Origin of the sequence: Nocardioides sp. NPDC087217 (assembly GCF_044744805.1) — a bacterium.
Taxonomy (GTDB): Bacteria; Actinomycetota; Actinomycetes; order Propionibacteriales; family Nocardioidaceae; genus Nocardioides.
Genome location: NZ_JBIUZB010000003.1, coordinates 571058 through 591268, shown reverse-complemented (window position 1 = coordinate 591268; position 20211 = coordinate 571058). Strand labels below are relative to the sequence as shown.

Here is a 20211-nt window from a genome sequence, read left to right as displayed (position 1 = left end):
GCATCACCGCCGCCAACGGGTTTCGCCAGCGCGGTCAGACCCGCCCACGGACCATCCCGATGAGGCGGTCCAGGACCTCCTCGGGGGCGACCTGGACGCCGTTGTGGAGGTGGGCGTTGGTGATCCACGGGCGGAGGGTGGGGACCAGCTCGGCGGTGCCGAGGGAGTGCTCGCGCAGGACGTAGGGGTCGTCGTAGTAGACCGCCGCGGCGCACGGGACATCGACGGCGGCGAGCACGCTCGGGTCGTAGAGGCTCGGCCACTCGCGCTCAGCCAGCAGGTCCGCCGTCTCGGCGAAGGGAGCCAGCAGCGGATCCTCGGTGAGGTGCCACGGGAAGAGGTGCTCGGCGGTGAAGAGGGTCGGGTCCTCGTACGCCGCGGGCTGCACGCGCGCGGAGGCCCACCGGGTGGCCTGAGCATCGGCGTAGCAGGCCTCGTGGACGAGTACGTAGAGCGGCGAGTGGCCGCTGAAGGGCAGCAGCGACGCGACCTCGTGACCGAAGCCGAGTCCGGCCGGGTCGCGCTCGAGGAGGTAGTGGATCTGCTCGGAGCCGCCGGTCATGCCGAGGCGGTTGCCGATGGAGCGTGCCTGGCGGGCGGAGAGCGGGCCGCCGTGCGGGAGCCGGATCTCACCGGCGTCGCAGCGCTCGATCAGCGCCCGCATCCGGTCGCGGTCCCGGGGAAACCTGGCGTAGTGGCGCTCGGTGAGCTCGATCGTGCGGGCGAAGGTCGCGGCGTAGATCTCGTCGACGGGCAGCCCTACCGGCGGCACTCCCCCGGTGAACATCACCTCACGCAGCGACTCGGGATGGGCCGAGAGGTAGCGCAGCGAGCAGAAGCCGCCGAAGGACTGGCCCAGGAGCGACCAGCGCTCGATCCCCAGTGACACGCGGAGGAGCTCGGCGTCCTCGACGATCGAGTCGGCGCGGAAGTGAGCCAGGTAGTCGGCCTGCTCCTGCGGGCTCATCCCGGTCATCGCGGTGAGCGGTGTCGACCGTCCGGTCCCCCGCTGGTCGAGGAGGATCAGCCGATAGTCCTCCAGCGCCCGTTCGAGCCATCCCGGCACCATCGGCAGGTCGATCGGGCGCGGGCTCTCTCCGCCCGGGCCGCCTTGGAGGAAGAGCAGCGCGTCGCGGTCGTCGCGATCGCCAGGACGGCGCACTTCGCGGGCGAAGACGGTCAGCGTCTCCGGCCCACCGCCGCGGTGATCCAGCGGCACCTCGATCTCGTGCTCGATCAGGACCAGTCCAGGGATCGTCTCGGTGTGCACCAGTCGATCCTATGCCGGTCAGATGGACGGCGGCGTTGCGGTACGGCCCGACAGAACCTAACCTGAACACCGTTCAACTGAACGTTGTTCAGGTAGCCATCCCGAGGAGACTCCCGCATGACGACAGCCTTCGACCAGCTAGCCGACCGGATCCTGTCCGGCGGGGCCGCCACCGCGGAGGACGCAGTGGCCGTGCTGCGTACGCCCGACGCGGAGCTGATGAGTGTCGTCGCCGCGGCGGGGCGACTGCGGCGCGAGCACTTCGGCAACACCGTGAAGGTGAACTACCTGGTCAACCTCAAGTCAGGGCTGTGCCCGGAGAACTGCAACTACTGCAGCCAGGCCCTCGGCTCGCAGGCGCCGGTCCTGAAGTACTCCTGGCTCTCCAAGGACGAGACCCTCGAGCAGGCCGGTGCCGGGCTGCGTGGTGGCGCCACCCGCGTCTGCATGGTCTCCTCGGGCCGCGGACCGTCCGATCGCGACATCGACAAGGTCGTCGAGATGACCTCCGCACTGAAGGACGCGCACGAGGGCGTCGAGGTCTGCGCCTGTCTCGGGCTGCTCAAGGGCGGCCAGGCCGAGCGGCTCAAGGCCGCCGGGGTGGATGCGTACAACCACAACATCAACACCGCCGAGTCCAACCACGACAACATCGTCCAGACCCACACCTACGAGGACCGCGTCGACACGATCGGCAAGGCCAAGGACGCCGGCCTCTCGCCGTGCTCGGGTCTCATCGCGGGCCTGGGCGAGACCGACGAGCAGCTCGTCGAGGCCCTCTTCGCGCTCAAGGAGCTCGACGCCGACTCGATCCCGGTGAACTTCCTGATGCCGTTCGACGGGACGCCGTACGAGAACACCTGGGAGCTCTCCCCCACCCGCTGCGTGAAGATCCTGGCGATGGCGCGCTTCGTCTGCCCGGACAAGGAGATCCGGATCGCCGGCGGCCGCGAGATGCACCTACGCTCGCTGCAGGCTCTTGCCCTCCAGGTCGCCAACTCGATCTTCCTCGGTGACTACCTGACCTCCGAGGGGCAGGACGCGTTGGCCGACCTGGAGATGCTGCGCGACAACGGCTTCATCATCCTCGGCATGGACGAGAGCGCATTCGGCGAGCTCATCGAGGAGCACCGCACCAAGGTTGCCGCGCGCGCAGCGGGCGGGTGCGGCAGCAGCTGCGGTGATGGCTGCGGCTCTGCTTCTGGCGGGGCCTGCGGTGGTCACGACGAGCAGGGCGGCCCGGTGATCCGGCGCCGCGGAGCGGGGACCGATGTCGCTGCCAACGCTTGATCGGGACATCCATCGGGGCGCTGATCGGGCCCACGACCTGCTCGCGTTCGACCGCGAGCACCTCTGGCACCCCTACACCTCGATGACCGACCCGGCGCCGGTGCGGCTCGTCACCGGCGCCGAGGGCGTACGCCTCCACCTCGACGACGGCGGCGAACGGCTCGAGGTCGTCGACGCGATGTCGTCATGGTGGTCTGCGGTCCACGGCTACCGGGTGCCCGAGCTGGACGCCGCGCTCGCCGAGCAGGCCGACCGGATGGCACACGTGATGTTCGGCGGCCTGACCCATGCCCCGGCGATCGACCTCGCCGAGCGGCTCGTCTCGATGACCCCGGCCCCCCTGCAGCACGTCTTCCTCGCCGACTCCGGCTCGGTCAGCGTCGAGGTGGCGATCAAGATGGCCCTGCAGTCACAGCGCGGCCGCGGTCGGCCGGAGCGGACCCGGCTGCTGACCGTGCGCGGCGGCTACCACGGTGACACCTTCGGGTGCATGAGCACGTGCGACCCGGTCGGCGGGATGCACTCGATGTTCACCGAGATGCTCGCGCCGCAGGTCTTCGCCGAGCGCCCGCCCGCGCCGGGCGGCGACGTGGAGGCGTGGGCCGAGGGCGTACGCCGTCTGGCGGCCGAGCACGCCCACGAGCTCGCCGGAATCATCCTCGAGCCGCGGCTCCAGGGTGCTGGCGGGATGTGGGTCTACGACGACCAGTGCCTGGTCGTGCTCCGCGAGATCGCCGACGAGCACGGCCTGGTGCTGATCTTCGACGAGATCGCCACCGGCCTCGGCCGCACCGGCGACCTCTTCGTGTCCTCGCTGGTCACCCCCGACATCCTCTGTCTCGGCAAGGCGCTCACCGGCGGCTACATGACCCTGGCCGCGGTGCTGACCACCACCGAGGTCGCGCACGCGATCTCCCGGAGCGAGTCGGGCGTGCTCATGCACGGGCCGACCTTCATGGGCAACCCGCTCGCCTGCGCGGTGGCGCTGGCCTCACTCGACCTGCTGACCGCCCGCGGCTGGGAGCAGGACGTACGCCGGGTCTCCGCCGCGCTCTCGACGGGCTTCTCTCCGCTGGCCGCCGCGCCGGGCGTCAGCCAGGTCCGCGTCCTCGGCGCCGTCGGTGTGGTCCAGCTCGACCATCCGGTCGATGTCGCCAAGGCCACCGACGCCGCGCTGCGTGAGGGCGTCTGGATCCGGCCGTTCCGCGACCTGATCTACACGATGCCGCCCTACATCACCGGCGAGGACGACCTCGCCCGCATCTGCCGGGCCGTCGCCGCGGCCGCGGAGGTGGCCTGAGATGGGGTGGCAGACCTGGCTGGAGGAGGCAGCCACCGCGCGCGAGGAGGCGGGGCTGACCCGGCGACTGCGGCCGCGCGGACCCGACGACGCCGTCGTCGACCTGGCGGGCAACGACTACCTAGGACTCTCCCAGCACCCCGAGGTACGCCACGCAGCCGCCGAGGCGGCGATGCTCTGGGGCGGCGGCGCGGGTGCGTCTCGGCTGGTCACGGGCACCTTGACCCTGCACGGCGACCTGGAGGCCGAGCTCGCCGACTGGCTCGGCCAGCCGGGCGCGCTGACGTTCTCGAGCGGCTACCACGCCAATCTCTCGGTCGTCGGCGCACTCGCCGACCGGACCGCCCACGTCGTCTCCGACGCCCACATCCACGCCTCGCTGATCGACGCGGTGCGGCTCTCCCGGGCACAGCTGACGGTCGTGCCGCACAACGACGTGGCGGCGGTCCGGGAGGCGCTGGCCGCGCGTCCCGGCGTACGCAGCCTGGTGCTGGCCGAGTCCGTCTACTCGGTCCTCGGCGACGAGGCGCCGCTGACGGAGCTGGCCGAAGTCTGCGCGGAGCACGGCGCGCTGCTCGTCGTCGACGAGGCCCACGGCGTCGGTGTGCACGGACCGGGGCTCGTCCACCGCCACGGTCTCGCCGGGCGGCCCGACGTACTCGTCACCGCGACGCTCTCCAAGAGCCTGGGCAGCCAGGGCGGAGCCGTCCTGGGGCCGCAAGCGGTCCTCGCCCATCTGGTCAACGCCGCCCGCCCGTTCATCTTCGACACCGGCCTGGCGCCCGCCTCCGCCGCCGCAGCCCTGGCCGCGGCGCGGATCGCGCGCGCTCGCCCGGACCTCGCCGACACCATCCGCGCTCGCGTCACCGAGCTGGCCCGGACCCTCGGCGTCCCCGCCCCTGCCGGCGCGGTGCTGTCGGTGCCGATGCCGTCGCCCGAGGCGGCGGTCTCCGCGCAGGCGGCCCTGCTCAGCGAGGGCGTACGCGTCGGCTGCTTCCGCCCGCCGTCGGTCCCCGACGGGATCTCCCGGCTGCGGATCACCGCCGGAGCGGGTGTCACCGACGAAGCCTGGGAGCGGGCGACCAAGGCCATCGACACGATCGTGGGTGAGGTCCGGTGACCGGGTCGACCGGGCGGGTGGTGATCGTCACCGGCACCAACACGGGCGTCGGCAAGACCGTCGCGACGGCGACGCTGGCCGCCCGGGCGCGTACGAACGGCGAGAAGGTCGCGGTCGTGAAGCCGGTGCAGACCGGCACCGCCGACGGCGACTGCGACGCCGCCGAGATCCACCGGCTGACCGGAATCGAGGTCCACGAGCTCACCAGCCTGGAGGAGCCGCTCGCACCCGACACCGCCGCGCGGCGGGCGGGGGTGGAGATCCCGCCGGTCGCTGCGTACGCTCCGACGATCTCGACCCTGACCAGCGAGAACGACCTCGTTCTCGTCGAAGGCGCAGGTGGTCTGCTCGTGCGCCTGGACACCGACGGTGGCACGCTCCTGGACCTGGCCGATGCACTCCTCGCCGACGGCGTACGGACCTCGTTCATCGTCGTCACCGCGGCCGGGCTCGGCACTCTCAACCACACCGAGCTGACCGTGGCCGCGCTGCGCGCTCGCGGGCACGAGCCCGACGGGCTGATCATCGGCTCCTGGCCGGGCGATCCAGGGCTGGCCGAGCGGTGCAACCGCATCGACCTGCCTCGTGTGACCGGCGTACCCCTGCTGTTCGGCATCCCGGAAGGAATTGACAACCATTCTCAACTGACCTGAGAATGGTTCTCATGACCCCCACTACCCGCTCCGTAGGCCTCCTTGCCGCCGGCGCACTCCTGCTCACCTCGGGCTGTGCCGCCCTCTCCGACGACTCCGGTTCCTCCGCCTCCGGTTCCGACTCGGGGAAGGTCCAGATCGCGGCCGCGTTCTACCCGCTGGAGTTCGTCGCGGAGCGGGTAGCGGGTGACCTCGCCGAGGTCACCCCGCTCACCAAGCCGGGCGTCGAGCCGCACGACCTCGAGCTCAGCATCAACCAGACGGCCGCGCTGCAGAGCGCCGACCTGATCCTCACCGAGCACGGCTTCCAGCCCGCCGTCGACGACGCGGTCGAGCAGGACGTCAAGGGCGAGGTCGTCGACGTCGAGAAGATCGTCGAGCTCCGCAAGGCCGAGGAGGGCCACGAGGAAGGCCACGAGGACGAGCACGCCGAGGGTGAGGAGGCCGCCGCCGAGGACGAGCACGCCCACGGCGAGTCCGACCCCCACTTCTGGCACGACCCGCTGCTGATGGCGCAGTACGCCGAGGGCGTACGCGACGCTCTGGTCAAGGCCGACCCCGACAACGCCGAGACCTACGAGGCCAACGCCAAGTCGCTGACCGAGGACCTGACGAAGGTCGACGAGGAGTTCAAGACCGGCCTGGCGCAATGCAAGATCAAGGACGTCGTGGTCTCCCATGACGCCTTCGGCTACCTGGACAAGTACGGCCTGGAGTTCGAGTCGATCGCCGGTCTGACCCCCGACGCCGAGCCCAACCCGGCCCAGCTCGCCGAGATCGGCGAGCACGCCAAGGAGCACGGCGTGACCACGATCTTCTCCGAGCGCCTGGTCAGCACGGCGCTCGCCGACACCCTCGCCGACGACCTCGGTCTGAAGACCGCGGTGCTCGACCCGATCGAGGGCCTCTCGGCAGACACCGAGGGAGAGGACTACCTTTCCCTCATGCGCCAGAACCTCGACGCCCTGAAGGCGGCCAACGGTTGTCAGTGACCAGATCAGGGACCGGAAGCACCGTCCCCGCCGATGTCCCCGTGCAGCTCCTGCACGGGGATGTCGCCCTGTCCGGACGTCCCGTCCTTCGCGAGGTGGACCTGACCGTCAAGCGCGGTGAGTTCGTCGCGCTGATGGGCGCCAACGGCTCCGGCAAGTCGACGCTCGTACGCACCCTGGTCGGCCTCAACCCGCTCTCGGCCGGTCGCCTGGAGCTGTTCGGCCGCCCCCTGGCCGGCTTCCACGACTGGTCGCGGGTCGGCTACGTGCCGCAGCGAAGCACGGCCACCGGTGGCGTACCCGCCTCGGTCTGGGAGGTCGTCGCCTCCGGCCGGCTCACCCACCGCAAGCTGCTGCGGCCGCTGCGCAGCGCCGACCGGGCCGCGATCCGGGCGGCGCTCGAGGTCGTCGGGATGGATGCCTACGCCCACCGCGGGGTCGCCCAGCTCTCCGGCGGTCAGCACCAGCGGGTGCTGATCGCGCGGGCGCTCGCCGGCCGTCCCGAGCTGCTGCTGCTCGACGAGCCCACCGCCGGCGTCGACCTGCCCAACCAGCACGCGCTGGCCGGGGCACTCGGCCGCCTCAAGGAAGAGGGCGCCACGATCGTGCTGGTCGCCCACGAGCTCGGGCCGCTGGCCCCGCTGGTCGACCGCGCCGTCGTCATGCGTGACGGGCGCAAGGCCTACGACGGCCCGCCCCTCTCCGACGCCGACGTCCACGCGCAGGGCTTCGACGCCGGGCACGTCCACTGTGACGACGCGTCGACGCCCAAGCCCAACGCCGCCGTCCCGACCCCACTCAAGGAGCTCTGATGACTCTCCTCGAGCTCTTCTCGGTGCCGTTCATGCAGCGGGCCCTGATCGCGGCGTTCCTCGTCGGGATCGCCGCGCCCGCGGTCGGCACCTACATCGTGCAGCGGCGACTGGCGCTGATGGGTGACGGCATCGGTCACGTCGCCGTCACCGGCGTCGCGATCGGCCTGTGGACCCAGACCTCGCCGACCTGGGCCGCGGTGATCGTGGCCATCGCCGGCGCCGTGGTCATCGAGATCGTGCGCGAGCGCGGCCACGCCGAGGGCGACGTCGCCCTGGCGATGCTCTTCTACGGCGGGCTCGCCGGCGGCGTCTTCGTCACCGGCCTCGCCGGCACCGGCGCCTCCCGGCTGCAGGAGTTCCTCTTCGGCTCGATCCTGACGATCTCGGTCGACGACCTGCTCGTGACGATGGCCCTCGCGGTCGTGCTCATCGTGATCTGCGTCGGCCTCTCGCCGCAGCTGTTCGCGGTCTCCCAGGACGCCGACTACGCCAAGGTGGCCGGGCTGCCGGTGCGGTTCTACTCGATCCTGGTCGCCGTGCTCGCCGCACTGAGCGTGGTGATCGCGATGCGCACCGTCGGGCTGCTGCTCGTCTCCGCACTCATGGTCGTACCGGTCGCGATCGTCCAGCAGCTGACCCGGTCGTTCCGGATGACGCTGCTCGGCGCGATGGGCGCCGGCCTGGTCGCCTCGGTCGGCGGCCTCGGGCTGGCGGCTGCACTCTCCCGCACCGGCGCCAACGTCCAGCCCGGCCCCAGCATCGTGCTGGTCGCGCTGGCCGGGTTCTTCCTGGTCTGGCCGATCGGCGCCTGGCTGCGCCGCCGGCGGGCCCTGGTGGCCCCGTTCCCGGAGACCGCGCCCGTGGAGAAACCGGTCGACGAGGCACACCCGCACCACCACGGCGAGAAGTGCGGCCACGTAGCGGTCGAGCACGGCGACCACGTCGACTACATCCACGACGGGCACCGGCACGCGGCGCACGTCGGCACGGAGGGAGAGCACTATGACGAGCATTGATCCGCCGAGCTCCCTGCGCCCCACCAAGCAGCGGCTCGCCGTGGCCGAGGCACTACGGGCGTACGACGGCTTCCACTCCGCCCAGGAGATCCATTCCCGGCTGGACGGTGCCGTCGGCCTGGCCACGGTCTACCGCACGCTGACCGCACTGGCCGAGGCCGGCGCGGTCGACGCGATGCGCTCCGAGGACGGCGAGACGATCTACCGCCGCTGCTCCGACACGCATCACCATCACCTGGTCTGCCGTCAGTGCGGCCGCACCGTCGAGGTCGAGGGCCCTGCCGTCGAGCGCTGGACCAAGACCATGGCCGAGGACAACGGCTTCACCGACGTCTCCCATACCCTGGAGATCTTCGGCACCTGCACCGACTGCCGCTGACTCCGAATCTGCGGTTCTGGCGGCCGAATCGGTAGTTGTGGCGGACGATTCGACACTTTCGTCAGCCACAACTACCGATTCGGCCCCCGCTTCTACCTTCTCGGCTCGACGGGGTTGGGGAGAGCGCCGCCGTAGCGACGGTCGCGGGAGGCGTACGTCTCGATGGCGTGCCACAGGTGGCGGCGGTCGACGTCGGGCCACAGCACGTCGGTGAAGACGAACTCGGAGTAGGCGGCCTGCCAGAGCATGTAGTTGGACAGGCGCTGCTCACCGGAGGTGCGCCAGATGAGATCGGCGTCGGGGAGGTCGGGGACGTAGAGGTAGCGCTCGAAGGTCTTCTCGGTGATCTTCTCCGGACGCAGCTTCCCGGCGCGTACGTCCTCCCCCATCCTCCGCACGGCGTCGGTGAGCTCGGCACGACCGCCGTAGTTGACGCACATCGTCAGCGTGCAGACGGTGTTGTCCTTCGTCATCTCCTCGGCGATCTTCAGCTCGTTGATGACGGACTTCCACAGCCGCGGCGCGCGACCGGCCCAGCGCACCCGGACCCCGAGCTCGTTCATCTCGTCGCGGCGGCGGCGGATGACGTCGCGGTTGAAGCCCATCAGGAACTTCACCTCGTCGGGCGAGCGCGACCAGTTCTCGGTGGAGAACGCGTAGGCCGAGATGGCCTTCACGCCGATCTCGATCGCACCTTCGACGACGTCGAAGAGCGAGGACTCACCCTCTTCGTGGCCCTTGGTCCGGGGGAGGCCACGCTCCTTGGCCCATCGGCCGTTGCCGTCCATGATGATCGCCACGTGGTGCGGGACGAGGTCCTTGGGGACCGGGGGCGGGGTAGCCCCGGACGGGTGGGGTGTTGGGGTACGGACCGGCTTGCTCACGAGGTGCAACCCTAGTCGGGCGATAGCCAGGAGGCGGCTGCGGCCCAGGAGGCTGCGGCCTGGGCGGGACCATCGGGCGCCGGGGCGCGTCGTACTCCATCTCTTCGGGTCGCCCGGCCGGACCGGGGAGGGTCAGCGCGCCGATGATCGTGGTGATCGGCATCGCCAGGACGACCCCGATGCCCGCGGCCATGGTGGCGACGATCTCGCCGGCCATCTGCTCGGTCGTCAGCAGCGAGAGGAAGGTGCGGTCGTAGAGCTGGATCACCAGCAGCAGGGTGAGCGCGCTGCCGACGTAGGCGAACACGATCGTGTAGATCGTCGAGGCGACGTGATCGCGGCCGATCCGCATCGCGCCGCGGAAGACGTCCCAGCGCGAGGTGTCCGGACCGGCGGCACGCAGCTCCCACACCGCGGAGGCCTGGGTGATGGTGACGTCGTTGAGCGCGCCGAGGCCGGCGATGATCACCGCGGCGACGAGCAGGGTCTGCAGGTCGAGCGCGGCGTCGAGCGAGGAGAGCGTCTGACCGCTCTCCGAGCCCAGCCCGGACAGCCGGCTCGCACCGATCGCGAAGGTGCCGATCAGCGCGGTCACGGCGACCCCGGCCAGGGTGCCGGCGAGCGCCACCGAGGTACGCACCGAGAACCCGTGGGTGGTGTAGAGCACCACGTAGAGGATCAGCACCGAGGAGACCAGCGCGACCCACGCCGCGGGCTCGCCGGAGAGCAGCGCGGGCAGCAGGAACAGCCACACCACCGCTCCCGCGAACCCCAGGCCGAGCACCGCCATCAGCCCGCGCATGCGGGCGACGGCGACAACGCACGCCACAAAAAGGCCGACCAGCAGGAGCAGCGGCGGCCCGCGCTTGACGTCGAAGAAGGCGTACGTCGCCTCCCCCTCCTTCTCGGTGCGGGAGAGCTCGACCTCGTCGCCGGCCTCCAGCCCGGAGCGGGCCATCGGGGTCGAGATCTCCACCGCGACCTCGGCGCCGGTGTCGGGTCCGCTGGTCAGCGTCGCGGCGGCGGTGTTGCAGCCCTTGGGAGTGCCCTCGGCGCTGCACGGCTCGGCGACCGAGGTGATCTCGGCCGTCTCGAAGACGACGCCGTCGGCGACGAACTCCTGTGACCCCTGGAGCTTCTCGACCGCGGCACGGTCGGGCCACCACAGGGCCACTCCGACGACGGTGATGACAGCCACGAACACGAGCGAGACGGTCAGCACCATCCGCGGCAGGGCCTCGACCTCCACCTCGGCGTCGTGCCCACCGTGGGAGTGGCCGTGGGAGTGGGCCATCGTTCCTCAGCTCTCGACGTATTCCAGCGAGCGCAGATTGCGGTCCAGATGCCAGGAGAGGTACGCGGCGACCAACCCGCTCGCCTGCCTGCTGGTCCGGTCCTCGGCGCCGCCGACGGTATCCCAGTCACCTGAGAGCAGCGCACCGAGGTGACTGAGCGTCTCGGGCGAGGGCGTCGCCGATCCCGGCACCCGGCAGGTCGTGCACAGCGCGCCGCCCATGGAGACGTTGAACCATCGGTGCGGACCCTCCAGGCCGCACCTCGCGCACGCCTCGAAAGAGGGCGCGTAGCCGGCGACGGCCAGCGAGCGGAGCAGGTAGGAGTCGAGGACGTGCCGGGGCAGCCGGTCGCCCTGGGCGAGCACCCGCAGCCCGCCGACGAGCAGCAGATACTGCTGCGGCGCCGGCTCGCCCTCCTCGTGGACCAGCCGGTCGGCGGTCTCGAGCATCGCGGTGCCGGCGGTGTAGCGGTCGTAGTCCAGTCCGATCCCGGCGTGGAACAGGGTGAGCGTCTCGGCCTGGGTGATCGTGTCGAGGTTGCGCCCCTCGGCGAACTGCAGGTCGACGTGGGTGAACGGCTCCAGCCGCGAACCCCACCGCGAGGTGGTGCGCCGCACGCCCTTCGCCACCGCACGCACCCGTCCGTGGTGACGGGTGAGCATGGTGATGATGCGATCGGCCTCACCGAGCTTGTGGGTGCGAAGCACGATGGCCTCGTCGCGGTAGAGGGGCACGGTCCCATTCTGCAGCACTCGCCTGGCCATCGGGTGCCGCCGGGTCCGCGTCGCCGAGAAACCAGAAATCCCGCGAGAAACCAGATCATAATGCGCCATGCCCAGGATCAGCCCTCGGTCCACCTTCGCCGTGGCCGACGTACGGACTCGAAGGCTGACCTTTGACCAGCTCAGCCTGTTCACCATGCTCTGGGCCGGACAGGGTCTGATCCAGCTCCTCACCTATGAGTACTTTCCCCACGACGCCCTGTTCGGCCTGCTTCTGGTGGCAACGCTCGTGGCCATCGTCCTTCCCAACCGCGCTCTGGCGCTCGCGACGATGCTCGTGCTCAACCTGGCCTACTCCTGGGCGCACCTGCCCTATCAGGTCAATCATCATCTGCTCGAGGACTGCATCAATCTGATCCTGCTCGGCGCGCTGGCCATCGGGTGGATGCGGCACAGACGCGGTCGAGCCGACCTCGGCATCCGCGCGGCGACGTACGAAGCCTTCGCGGGTCCGGCCCGCGGTGCTGTGGTCGTCATGTACCTGTGGTCGGGGATCGCGAAGGCCAACAACGACTTCTTCGACCCGATGGTGGGTTGCGCGACCACGCTGCTCGGCACCGCTCTCCATGCCGAGCAGAGCAGCGCCATCGTGGCGTGGCTCGCGACTCCGGTCACGGCCGGCACCTTGGTCACCGAGATCGCCCTGGGACTGCTGCTCGCCTTCCGCAGAACGCGGTTCCTCGCCATTCCGATCGGGCTGTTGTTCCACCTCTCCCTTGCGGTGGTCCCGATCGCGGCGATCCAGGCGTTCAGCTACGCCGCCGTCGCAACGTATGCCTTGTTCCTCAGCCCCGAGGTCGCCACCGCAGCCAGCGACCTGGTCGGCAACAGCCTTCGTCGGCTACGACGCCACCTGGTCGCGACCGTCGCGAGCGGTGCGGTGGCGGTCGGCGTCCTGGTGGTCGCCGTGACGCTCGCATCCAGGGCCATCGGGGACGACGAGGCCTTCACCTATGCCCGGGTGGGTCTGTGGTTCCTCGGCCTCGTGGTTCTCATCGTCGTATATTTTCGGTCCCTGCTCGCGGTGGTACGCCGCGACGGACCGCGTGCCATAGCCGTCTCCGACCCGCTGTTCACCGGATCGCCCGTGCTGTGGGGCGTGACCTTGCTCGTCCTGGTGAACGGCAGCCTCCCCTACCTCGGTTTCAAGACCCAGACATCGTTCACGATGTTCAGCAACCTCTGGACCGAGGACGGCCGGACGAACCACTGGTTCATCAGCCCAGCCATCCAGATCGGCGACTATCAGGGCGACCTGGTCGAGATCATCGAGACCGAGGACCCCGAGCTTGCCGCGGTCGCTGACGCCCAGCACTCGTTGACCCGGTTCGAGTTCGAGCGGATTCTGAGCACGAAGGACGACATCTCCGTGGAGTGCAGCTGTTATGGGCAGCTCCGTCGCATCCAGAAGGTCGACGGCGAGTTCATCGGATATGAACCCCAGTTCTCCTACAGCCCGTTCTTGGGCAGGGTGTTCTCGTTTCGCTCGGTCCCAGACGGCAAGGTCGCCTGCACCCAGTGACCACGCTGCCGACCTCACGTCGCAGCCACACGATGGCAACGACGCGTGTGGGTGACCGTGATCGGTCGGCTCGTCTCCTATCGTGCCGGTCATGAGCTCAACAGGCATCACGACCGTGCCGACCCGCCCCGCGCACGACGACCGCAAGCCCGGCACCGCCGCTGGACCGCCGGTCACGGTCGTCGACTGGCTGATGCTGGTGCTCGCCATCGTCTCGGTCGCGGCGGCCGTGTGGGTGACGTTCTGGGATGTGTCGCAGATCTGGTACGACCGGGTCGTCGCCGCCGACTACGTCGTGTGCGCTGTCTTCGCCATCGAGTTCGTGTGGCGCTGGACCCGCTCGGGGCTCGGGTGGAAGTTCCCTCTCCTCTACTGGTACGAGCTGGTCGGGATGATCCCGCTCGGTGTCGCCGCCAGCCCGGCCTTCCGCGGCCTCCGGCTGCTGCGGATCGTGCTGATCCTGCTCCGGCTGATGCGTGCGGCGGACCGTGCCTTCGGCGACCGCGTCTCGGCGTACGTGGTGGGGAGGTTCTCGGGGGCGATCGTCAACGCGATCCGCAAGCCGATCACGGTCGCGGTGCTCGACGAGGTGATCGCGGTGATCCAGACCGGCAACTACACCCGGCACATCTCCAGCGCGATCGAGGAGAACCGGGCCGAGATCGACACGCTCATCGTCGACCTCATCCGCCAGGACCAGGCGACCGGGAAGCTGAGATACCTCCCCTTCCACGACGACGTGGTCCGTCTCGTGGCCGATACGGTGCTGCGCCTGGTCGACGAGGGCCTGGCCGACCCACGGGTCCACGAGATCATCTCCGACGCCATCCGCGAGTCCGCCAAGGAACTGCGGGAGAACGTCGGATCGGACCAGCACGCCGCGGTCAAGCGCGACCAGGAGCGGTTCGGGAAGTAGGTCTCGTTTTCTTTGCGAAACAGACTGAAGTAGGTGTCACCGCGGCCCGTCGGGTCGGATTCAGGGCATGATTCGGCCATGAGCGCGACCTTCCCGACACATCTCGGGCGGCTACAACAGGTCCGCCACATCGGTGCCGGTGCATTCGCCTCCGTGTGGCTCTACTACGACCCCGATCTCGACTCCCATGTCGCGGTCAAGGCGCTCTCCCCCGGCTGGGTGTCGAACCCCGAGATCCACAAGCGGTTCCTCCAGGAAGCGCGGCTGCTCCGCTCGGTCGACTCACCCCATGTCGTACGTGTCTACGACATCGGCCAGACGTCCACCGGCATCCCCTTCTTCGTGATGTCGTACGCCGACGGCGGCTCGGTCGCCGACCTGCTCAAGGGCTCGCCGGCCGGCCTGGACGTGCGCGAGGTCGCCGACATCGTCTCGCAGGCCGCCGACGGCCTGATGGCCCTGAAGGCACGCGGGGTGATCCACCGCGACATCAAGCCCGCCAACCTGCTCCTCACGTCCGAGACCTCCGGTGGCACCGCCGGGGCCCGCCGGGTGATGATCGCCGACCTCGGCGTGGCCCGCTCGCTCGACTCGCTCAACGAGGTCACCCGCGACATCGGCACCCCGTCCTACATGGCCCCCGAGCAGCTCGACCCGTCACTGCCGATCGACCACCGCGCCGACGTACGGGCCCTCGGCGCGGTCGCCTGGGCCCTGCTCGCCGGCCGCTCCCCCGCCCCCGCGCTCGGCCTCACCTCCCGGGTGCCCGAAGCCGGAACCGTGCGTCCCCTTCCCGCCTCGATCAGCCAGGCCATCGGCCGGGCGCTGGAGCCCCGGGCCGAGGACCGCTGGCCCGATGCCCGCTCCTTCGGCGACGCCCTTCGCGCCGCGGTCCAGGGCGCTGGCGCCGCCGGCGCGCCACAGACCCCCAGCGCGCCTCAGCCTCCGCCGCCCACCTCGACCTCGCCGTGGCAGAAGTCGGCGGCCCCCGTGCCGCCCGTCGGCCCACCCAGCGGGCCACCACCCAGCGGACCAGCGAGCAGGCCACCCACCGGATCGCCCTTCGACCAGCCGACCACCGTTCCGACGAGCGCCGGGTCCCAGCAGCGGCCGAAGCGGCGCACCGGGCTGCTCGTCGGTGGCTCGATCGCCGCGGTCGTGGTCATCGGCCTGATCGGCGGCCTCATCTATCTGGTGAGCAGCGCCGGAAGCGACATCCCCGAGGCCGGTGAGTGCCGCGACCTCGACTTCGACGCGGGCAACACGTTCGTCGACGAGACGGCCCCGGTCGACTGCGCGGAGCCGCACACGCTCTACACGTTCCACGTCGCCACCGACGTCGAGAACTACAACGACAACGAGGCCGCCGGCGCCGCCTGCTACAGCCGCATCGAAACCGGGCTCGGGCTGCGTCCCGAGATGATGGCCCGCACGGCCTACCTGGTGAACTGGTACTGGCCCAAGGAGTCGACCTGGAACGACGGCGACCGCTACGTCAGGTGCGACATCGTCGTGACGGTCCTGAAGGCCCCGCTGATCGACCTGCCCGAGGACCCGATCCCGGCCCCGGCGGACCTGCGAGCGTGCATCGACAGCACCGTCGACAAGATCGTGCGCTGCGGGACCACCCACGACTACGTCGTCGTCGACACCTTCGAGATGACCGGTGACGCCTACCCCGACCAGGCCGAGACGAACGCCCAGGGTCTGGCCGGGTGTCCGACGGACGCGACCAGGTTCAAGCCTCCGTTCGAGTCGGCCTGGAACTCCGGCAGTCGGATCGGCCTCTGCGCGAAGTACGACGTCGGCTCCTAGGAGATCAGTGGCGCAAGGCGCCTGACCGCCTCCCGGAGGCGATCGGGGGTCGTCGCCGCGTAGCCGATCACCAGGCCGGGCGGCCCCTCACCCTCGCGGTGCCGGCTCAACGGGTGGACGGCGATGCCCGCCTCGAGCGCGGCCGTGGCGACAGCCGCGTCGTCGACTCCCTCGGGCAGCGTCGCCAGCACGTGCAGCCCGGCCGCGACGCCTCGGACCCGAACCGCCGGCAGGTGCTCGCCGAGCGCCTCGAGCAGTGCATCGCGGCGAGCCTTGTGTCGCTGCCGGACCAGTCTCAGGTGCCGTTCGAAGGCACCCGAGGTGAGCATCCGCGCCAGGGTGATCTGGGGTAGCGCCGGGCTGGCCAGGTCGAGCCAGTAGCGCGCCTCGACCAGCTCCTCCTGCATCCCGGACGGGGCGACCAGCCAGCCGATCCGCATCGCGGGCGCGAGCGTCTTGGAGACGCTGCCGAGGTGGACGATCTGGTCGGGTGCGAGCACCTTCACGGCCGCGACCGGCGGCCGGTCGTAGCGGTGCTCGGCGTCGTAGTCGTCCTCGATCACCAGCCGGTGTGGCACCGCCCGGACCCACTCGACCAATTCCCGGCGCCGCTGCGGGGAGAGCACGACCCCGGTCGGGAACTGGTGCGCGGGCGTGACCACGACGGCATCGACACCGCTGGCATCGAGCGCCGCGACGTCCAGACCGTCGCCGTCCACCGGCACCGGGACCGTCGTCATCCCCCACCGCTGCAGGTGCACGCGGCCGCCGTACGATCCCGGCTCCTCGAAGCCGACCCCGGTCCGGCCGCGCTCCTCGAGCCAGCGCGCCAGGAGCACGAGTCCCTGGGCGACGCCGTTGATCACCAGGATCTCGTCGGGAGAGACCGTGAGGCCGCGGGTGCGGCCCAGCCAGACCGCGAGCGCCTCCCGCAGTGCCGGCACGCCCCGCGGATCGCCGTAGCCGAGGTCGGCGCTGCCGATCTCGGTGAGCACCTCCCGCGACGCCTTCGCCCACGCCGCCCGCGGAAAGGCCGAGAGGTCGGGCACTCCCGGGGAGAGGTCCAGCTCGGGAGTCGGCAGGCGGGTGGCGGCGCCGAGGCGGCGTACGGCTCCGGGGACCGCGCTCACCCGCGTGCCGCCGCCGCTGCGGGCGGAGAGTAGTCCCTCGTCGGTGAGCCGCTGGTACGCCTCGACCACCACCCCGCGCGAGACGCCGAGCTGGGTGGCGAGGGTGCGCGATGCCGGCACCCGAGCCCCGACCGCGAGCCGGCCGTCGGCGACCGCGTCGCGCAGCGCACCGGTGAGCCAGGTCGCCAGCCCTCCCGGTGGCACCCCGGCCGGGTCGAGCTGAAGGAAGTCCGCTCCGGTCACTTGGTCCACTCTGCCACGCGTGGTTTGGATCTGTCTGCCAGACCAAGTTGGAGCGAACCTCGTAGACATGACCACCGAAGCCCTCCCACACCCCGATACCGCCGGCGGAACAACGCTGCACCGCGGCCCCCTGATCGGCATCGCCTTGGCCGCGGCCGGGATGGTCTGCGTGGGCAGCAGCGTCGCGGTCTCGGCGGCGATCACCGATGCCCCGCTCTTCACCCTCCAGTCCGTCCGCTACGCCCTCGCCGCCCTGCTCCTGCTCGTCGTCGCGCGCGTCACCGGCTGGCGGGTGCCGCGCCCGCGCGGGCGCGAGTGGCTCTGGCTGGCCGGGGTGGCGACCGTGGGGCTGGTGCTCTTCAACGTCGGGGTCGTCCGAGGCGTCGCCCACGCCGAACCGGCGGTGATCGGGGTGGCCGTGGCCGCGGTCCCGATGCTGCTCGCGGTCGTCCCGGCGATCGCGACCCGCACGCTCCCGGCGCGCACGGTGATCATCGGCGCCACGGTCGTGACGACGGGAGCGATCCTGGTCCAGGGCTTCGGACGGACCGATGCGGCGGGCATCGGCTACGCGATCCTCGTCCTCGTCTGCGAGGCGGGCTTCACGCTGCTGGCGGTGCCGGTCCTCGCTCGGCTGGGTGCCTTCGGCGTCTCGTTCCACTCGGTGTGGATGGCGGCCGCCGGCATGGCCCTCATCGGCGTCGCGGCCGAGGGTCCGGCGGCCGTCACCACGCTCGACGCCGTCGATCTGCTCGCGGCGCTCCATCTGGCCGTGGTCGTCACCACGCTCGCGTTCCTGCTCTGGTTCACCGCGGTCGGGCGGCTCGGCTCCGGGCGCGCCGGCCTGCTCACCGGCGTCGTGCCCGTGGCCGCGGCCGGCCTCGGCGTACCTCTCAACGGCATCGTCCCCGGACCGATGGTGTGGCTGGGCACCGCGGTCGTCGCCGTGGGTCTGGTGATCGGGCTTCCCGGGACGCCGAGTCGGCGCGTTCGAACGCGCCGACTCGGCAGGTCCCGGCAGAACCTCAGCCGCGCGGGATCGTGACCGCCTGGGCACGGTTGGCCGCGCAGACGACGGCCCGCAGGGAGGCGGTGACGATGTTCTCGTGGATGCCGATACCCCAGACGATCTCGCCGGCGATCTCACACTCGACGTACGCAGCCGCGGACGCGTCGCCACCGGCGGAGAGGGCGTGCTCGGCGTAGTCGAGGACCCGGATCTCGGCGCCGGCCTCCTTCAGCGCGTCGACGAACGCGGCCACCGGGCCGTTGCCGACGCCCTTGTAGGTGCGCTCCTCGCCGCGGACCCGCAGGTCGACGACCTGCTCGTCGCCACCCTCGGCGTCGGTCACCGAGGACCAGCTCTCCAGGGCGTACGGCTCCTCGCGCTCGAGGTACTCGGCGGAGAAGATCGACCAGATCTCCTCGGGGCTGACCTCGCCACCCTCGGTGTCGGTGTGCTGCTGGACCACGCGGCTGAACTCGATCTGCGCGCGACGCGGCAGGTCCAAGGAGTGCTCGGTCTTGAGCAGGTAGGCCACGCCGCCCTTGCCGGACTGGCTGTTGACCCGGATGACGGCCTCGTAGGTGCGGCCGACGTCCTTGGGGTCGATGGGCAGGTAGGGCGCCTCCCACGGGATCTCGCTGGTCGGCTTGCCGGCCTCGGCGGCGATCCGGTCGAGGTCCTCCAGGCCCTTCTTGATGGCGTCCTGGTGGGAGCCGGAGAAGGCGGTGTAGACCAGGTCGCCCGCGTAGGGGTGGCGCGGGTGGACGTTGATGTTGGTGACGTACTCGACCGTGCGGCGGATCTCGTCGATGCCGCCGCCGACCCTGAAGTCGATCTGCGGGTCGACGCCCTGGGAGAAGAGGTTCATGCCCAGGGTGACCAGGTCGACGTTGCCGGTGCGCTCACCATGACCGAACAGGCAGCCCTCGACGCGGTCGGCGCCGGCCATCAGGCCGAGCTCGGTGGCCGCGACCGCGGTGCCGCGGTCGTTGTGCGGGTGCAGCGAGATCGCCGAGTGCTCGCGGCGGGTCAGGCCCCGGCCGAAGTACTCGATCTGGTCGGCGTAGGTGTTCGGGGTAGACATCTCCACGGTGGCGGGCAGGTTGAGGATGATCTCCCGGCCGGCCTCCGGCTGCCACACGTCCGAGACCCGCTCGCAGACCTCGAGCGCGTAGTCGGTGTCGGTCTGGGTGAAGATCTCCGGGCTGTACTGGTAGCCGAAGTCCTCGGTGCCGATCAGCTCGGGGACGTGCTCCTCGGCGTACTTCATCACCATCTCGGTGCCGCGGACCGCGATCCCGATGCATTCGGCCGGGGTCACGTTGAACACGACCCGGCGGAACAGTTCGGCGGTGGCGTTGTAGAGGTGGATCGTGGCGCGCGGGGCGCCGGCGATCGACTCGGCGGTGCGCGAGATGAGGTCTTCGCGCGCCTGCGTCAGAACCGAGATCTGTACGTCATCCGGGATCCGGTCGTCCTCGATCAGCTTGCGCACGAAGTCGAAGTCGGTCTGCGAGGCCGACGGGAAGCCGACCTCGATCTCCTTGTAGCCCATCGCGACCAGCAGCTCGAACATCCGCAGCTTGCGGGCCGGCGTCATCGGGTCGATCAGGGCCTGGTTGCCGTCACGCAGATCGGTGGAGAGCCAGCGCGGGGCCTTGGTGATCTTCTTCGTCGGCCAAGTGCGGTCGGGTACGTCGACCGGCACGAACGCACGATAGCGCTCGAACGGCATCCCCGACGGCTTCTGCTGGTTGCTGGAGTTGCTCAGGTTGGTCATGCG

The 20211-nt window shown here is 70.5% G+C and carries 17 protein-coding genes and 1 pseudogene; 12 read left to right on the top strand and 6 right to left on the bottom strand.

Annotation, left to right across the window (positions count from 1 at the left end; translation table 11 throughout):
* Positions 1–34 precede the first annotated feature (34 nt).
* Positions 35–1270, bottom strand: a complete 1236-nt coding sequence (locus ACIO3S_RS17120) for an alpha/beta fold hydrolase (RefSeq protein ID WP_400465920.1) — start codon at positions 1268–1270, stop codon at positions 35–37.
* Between the two features lie 117 nt (positions 1271–1387).
* On the opposite strand from ACIO3S_RS17120, the gene bioB reads away from it, so the two are divergent.
* The 8 genes from bioB to ACIO3S_RS17080 are packed head-to-tail and all read left to right on the top strand — an operon-like array spanning position 1388 to position 8835.
* Positions 1388–2560 (top strand): biotin synthase BioB, encoded by a 1173-nt coding sequence (gene bioB, locus ACIO3S_RS17115; RefSeq protein WP_400465917.1) that lies wholly within the window; start codon positions 1388–1390, stop codon positions 2558–2560.
* Positions 2541–3860 carry an adenosylmethionine--8-amino-7-oxononanoate transaminase gene (bioA, locus tag ACIO3S_RS17110; protein WP_400465914.1) on the top strand — a complete coding sequence of 440 codons (1320 nt, stop codon included), beginning with the start codon at positions 2541–2543 and terminating at the stop codon, positions 3858–3860. Before bioB ends, bioA begins: the two co-directional genes overlap by 20 nt.
* Position 3861: 1 nt before the next feature.
* Positions 3862–4980 carry an 8-amino-7-oxononanoate synthase gene (locus ACIO3S_RS17105; RefSeq protein ID WP_400465911.1) on the top strand — a complete coding sequence of 373 codons (1119 nt, stop codon included), beginning with the start codon at positions 3862–3864 and terminating at the stop codon, positions 4978–4980.
* Positions 4977–5633: a dethiobiotin synthase gene (bioD, locus tag ACIO3S_RS17100; protein WP_400465907.1), complete on the top strand. Its 657-nt coding sequence runs from the start codon at positions 4977–4979 to the stop codon at positions 5631–5633. The genes ACIO3S_RS17105 and bioD overlap by 4 nt, the downstream gene beginning before the upstream one ends.
* A gap of 11 nt (positions 5634–5644) precedes the next feature.
* Positions 5645–6625, top strand: coding sequence for a metal ABC transporter substrate-binding protein (locus tag ACIO3S_RS17095; RefSeq protein WP_400465904.1), 981 nt, complete (start codon positions 5645–5647; stop codon positions 6623–6625).
* Positions 6622–7437: a metal ABC transporter ATP-binding protein gene (locus ACIO3S_RS17090; RefSeq protein WP_400465902.1), complete on the top strand. Its 816-nt coding sequence runs from the start codon at positions 6622–6624 to the stop codon at positions 7435–7437. The genes ACIO3S_RS17095 and ACIO3S_RS17090 overlap by 4 nt, the downstream gene beginning before the upstream one ends.
* Positions 7437–8456, top strand: a complete 1020-nt coding sequence (locus ACIO3S_RS17085; protein WP_400465900.1) for a metal ABC transporter permease — start codon at positions 7437–7439, stop codon at positions 8454–8456. The genes ACIO3S_RS17090 and ACIO3S_RS17085 overlap by 1 nt, the downstream gene beginning before the upstream one ends.
* Entirely contained in the window at positions 8443–8835 is a 393-nt protein-coding gene (locus ACIO3S_RS17080; RefSeq protein WP_160028290.1) for a Fur family transcriptional regulator, read from the top strand. Before ACIO3S_RS17085 ends, ACIO3S_RS17080 begins: the two co-directional genes overlap by 14 nt.
* Before the next feature lie 92 nt (positions 8836–8927).
* Here ACIO3S_RS17080 and ACIO3S_RS17075 read toward each other — a convergent pair whose 3' ends face one another.
* The 3 genes and pseudogenes from ACIO3S_RS17075 to recO all read right to left on the bottom strand — a co-directional run bounded on the left by ACIO3S_RS17075 (position 8928) and on the right by recO (position 11748).
* Positions 8928–9728, bottom strand: coding sequence for an isoprenyl transferase (locus ACIO3S_RS17075; protein ID WP_400465896.1), 801 nt, complete (start codon positions 9726–9728; stop codon positions 8928–8930).
* Between the two features lie 139 nt (positions 9729–9867).
* A pseudogene (locus ACIO3S_RS17070) lies at positions 9868–10677 on the bottom strand (YibE/F family protein); the annotation flags it as partial.
* A 342-nt stretch (positions 10678–11019) separates the two neighbouring features.
* Entirely contained in the window at positions 11020–11748 is a 729-nt protein-coding gene (gene recO, locus ACIO3S_RS17065; protein WP_141805688.1) for a DNA repair protein RecO, read from the bottom strand.
* Between the two features lie 97 nt (positions 11749–11845).
* Between recO and ACIO3S_RS17060 the strand changes: the two genes are divergently transcribed.
* The 3 genes from ACIO3S_RS17060 (at position 11846) to ACIO3S_RS17050 (ending at position 16049) form a co-directional block, all read left to right on the top strand.
* Entirely contained in the window at positions 11846–13318 is a 1473-nt protein-coding gene (locus tag ACIO3S_RS17060; RefSeq protein ID WP_400465892.1) for an HTTM domain-containing protein, read from the top strand.
* 91 nt (positions 13319–13409) lie between these two features.
* A complete protein-coding gene (locus ACIO3S_RS17055) occupies positions 13410–14234 on the top strand; it encodes an ion transporter (RefSeq protein ID WP_400465889.1) in 825 nt (274 codons plus the stop codon).
* Positions 14235–14312: 78 nt separating this feature from the next.
* A complete protein-coding gene (locus tag ACIO3S_RS17050; protein ID WP_400465886.1) occupies positions 14313–16049 on the top strand; it encodes a protein kinase in 1737 nt (578 codons plus the stop codon).
* Here ACIO3S_RS17050 and ACIO3S_RS17045 read toward each other — a convergent pair.
* Entirely contained in the window at positions 16046–17422 is a 1377-nt protein-coding gene (locus tag ACIO3S_RS17045; protein ID WP_400465883.1) for a PLP-dependent aminotransferase family protein, read from the bottom strand. The genes ACIO3S_RS17050 and ACIO3S_RS17045 overlap by 4 nt on opposite strands.
* A gap of 67 nt (positions 17423–17489) precedes the next feature.
* Here ACIO3S_RS17045 and ACIO3S_RS17040 point away from each other — a divergent pair, with 67 nt between their 5' ends.
* Positions 17490–18467 (top strand): DMT family transporter, encoded by a 978-nt coding sequence (locus ACIO3S_RS17040; RefSeq protein ID WP_400465880.1) that lies wholly within the window; start codon positions 17490–17492, stop codon positions 18465–18467.
* On the opposite strand, the gene leuA is transcribed toward ACIO3S_RS17040, so the two are convergent.
* Entirely contained in the window at positions 18448–20208 is a 1761-nt protein-coding gene (gene leuA, locus ACIO3S_RS17035; RefSeq protein ID WP_400465877.1) for a 2-isopropylmalate synthase, read from the bottom strand. The two genes, ACIO3S_RS17040 and leuA, sit on opposite strands and share 20 nt — an antisense overlap.
* Positions 20209–20211: the final 3 nt, after the last annotated feature.

Coding starts and splice junctions, on each gene's coding strand:
- ACIO3S_RS17105 (WP_400465911.1), top strand. CDS start 3,862: ATGGGGTGGCAGACCTGGCTGGAGGAGGCAGCCACCGCGCGCGAGGAG.
- leuA (WP_400465877.1), bottom strand. CDS start 20,208: ATGACCAACCTGAGCAACTCCAGCAACCAGCAGAAGCCGTCGGGGATG.
- ACIO3S_RS17080 (WP_160028290.1), top strand. CDS start 8,443: ATGACGAGCATTGATCCGCCGAGCTCCCTGCGCCCCACCAAGCAGCGG.
- ACIO3S_RS17095 (WP_400465904.1), top strand. CDS start 5,645: ATGACCCCCACTACCCGCTCCGTAGGCCTCCTTGCCGCCGGCGCACTC.
- bioB (WP_400465917.1), top strand. CDS start 1,388: ATGACGACAGCCTTCGACCAGCTAGCCGACCGGATCCTGTCCGGCGGG.
- ACIO3S_RS17040 (WP_400465880.1), top strand. CDS start 17,490: ATGACCACCGAAGCCCTCCCACACCCCGATACCGCCGGCGGAACAACG.
- ACIO3S_RS17050 (WP_400465886.1), top strand. CDS start 14,313: ATGAGCGCGACCTTCCCGACACATCTCGGGCGGCTACAACAGGTCCGC.
- ACIO3S_RS17085 (WP_400465900.1), top strand. CDS start 7,437: ATGACTCTCCTCGAGCTCTTCTCGGTGCCGTTCATGCAGCGGGCCCTG.
- ACIO3S_RS17060 (WP_400465892.1), top strand. CDS start 11,846: ATGCCCAGGATCAGCCCTCGGTCCACCTTCGCCGTGGCCGACGTACGG.
- ACIO3S_RS17055 (WP_400465889.1), top strand. CDS start 13,410: ATGAGCTCAACAGGCATCACGACCGTGCCGACCCGCCCCGCGCACGAC.
- bioA (WP_400465914.1), top strand. CDS start 2,541: ATGTCGCTGCCAACGCTTGATCGGGACATCCATCGGGGCGCTGATCGG.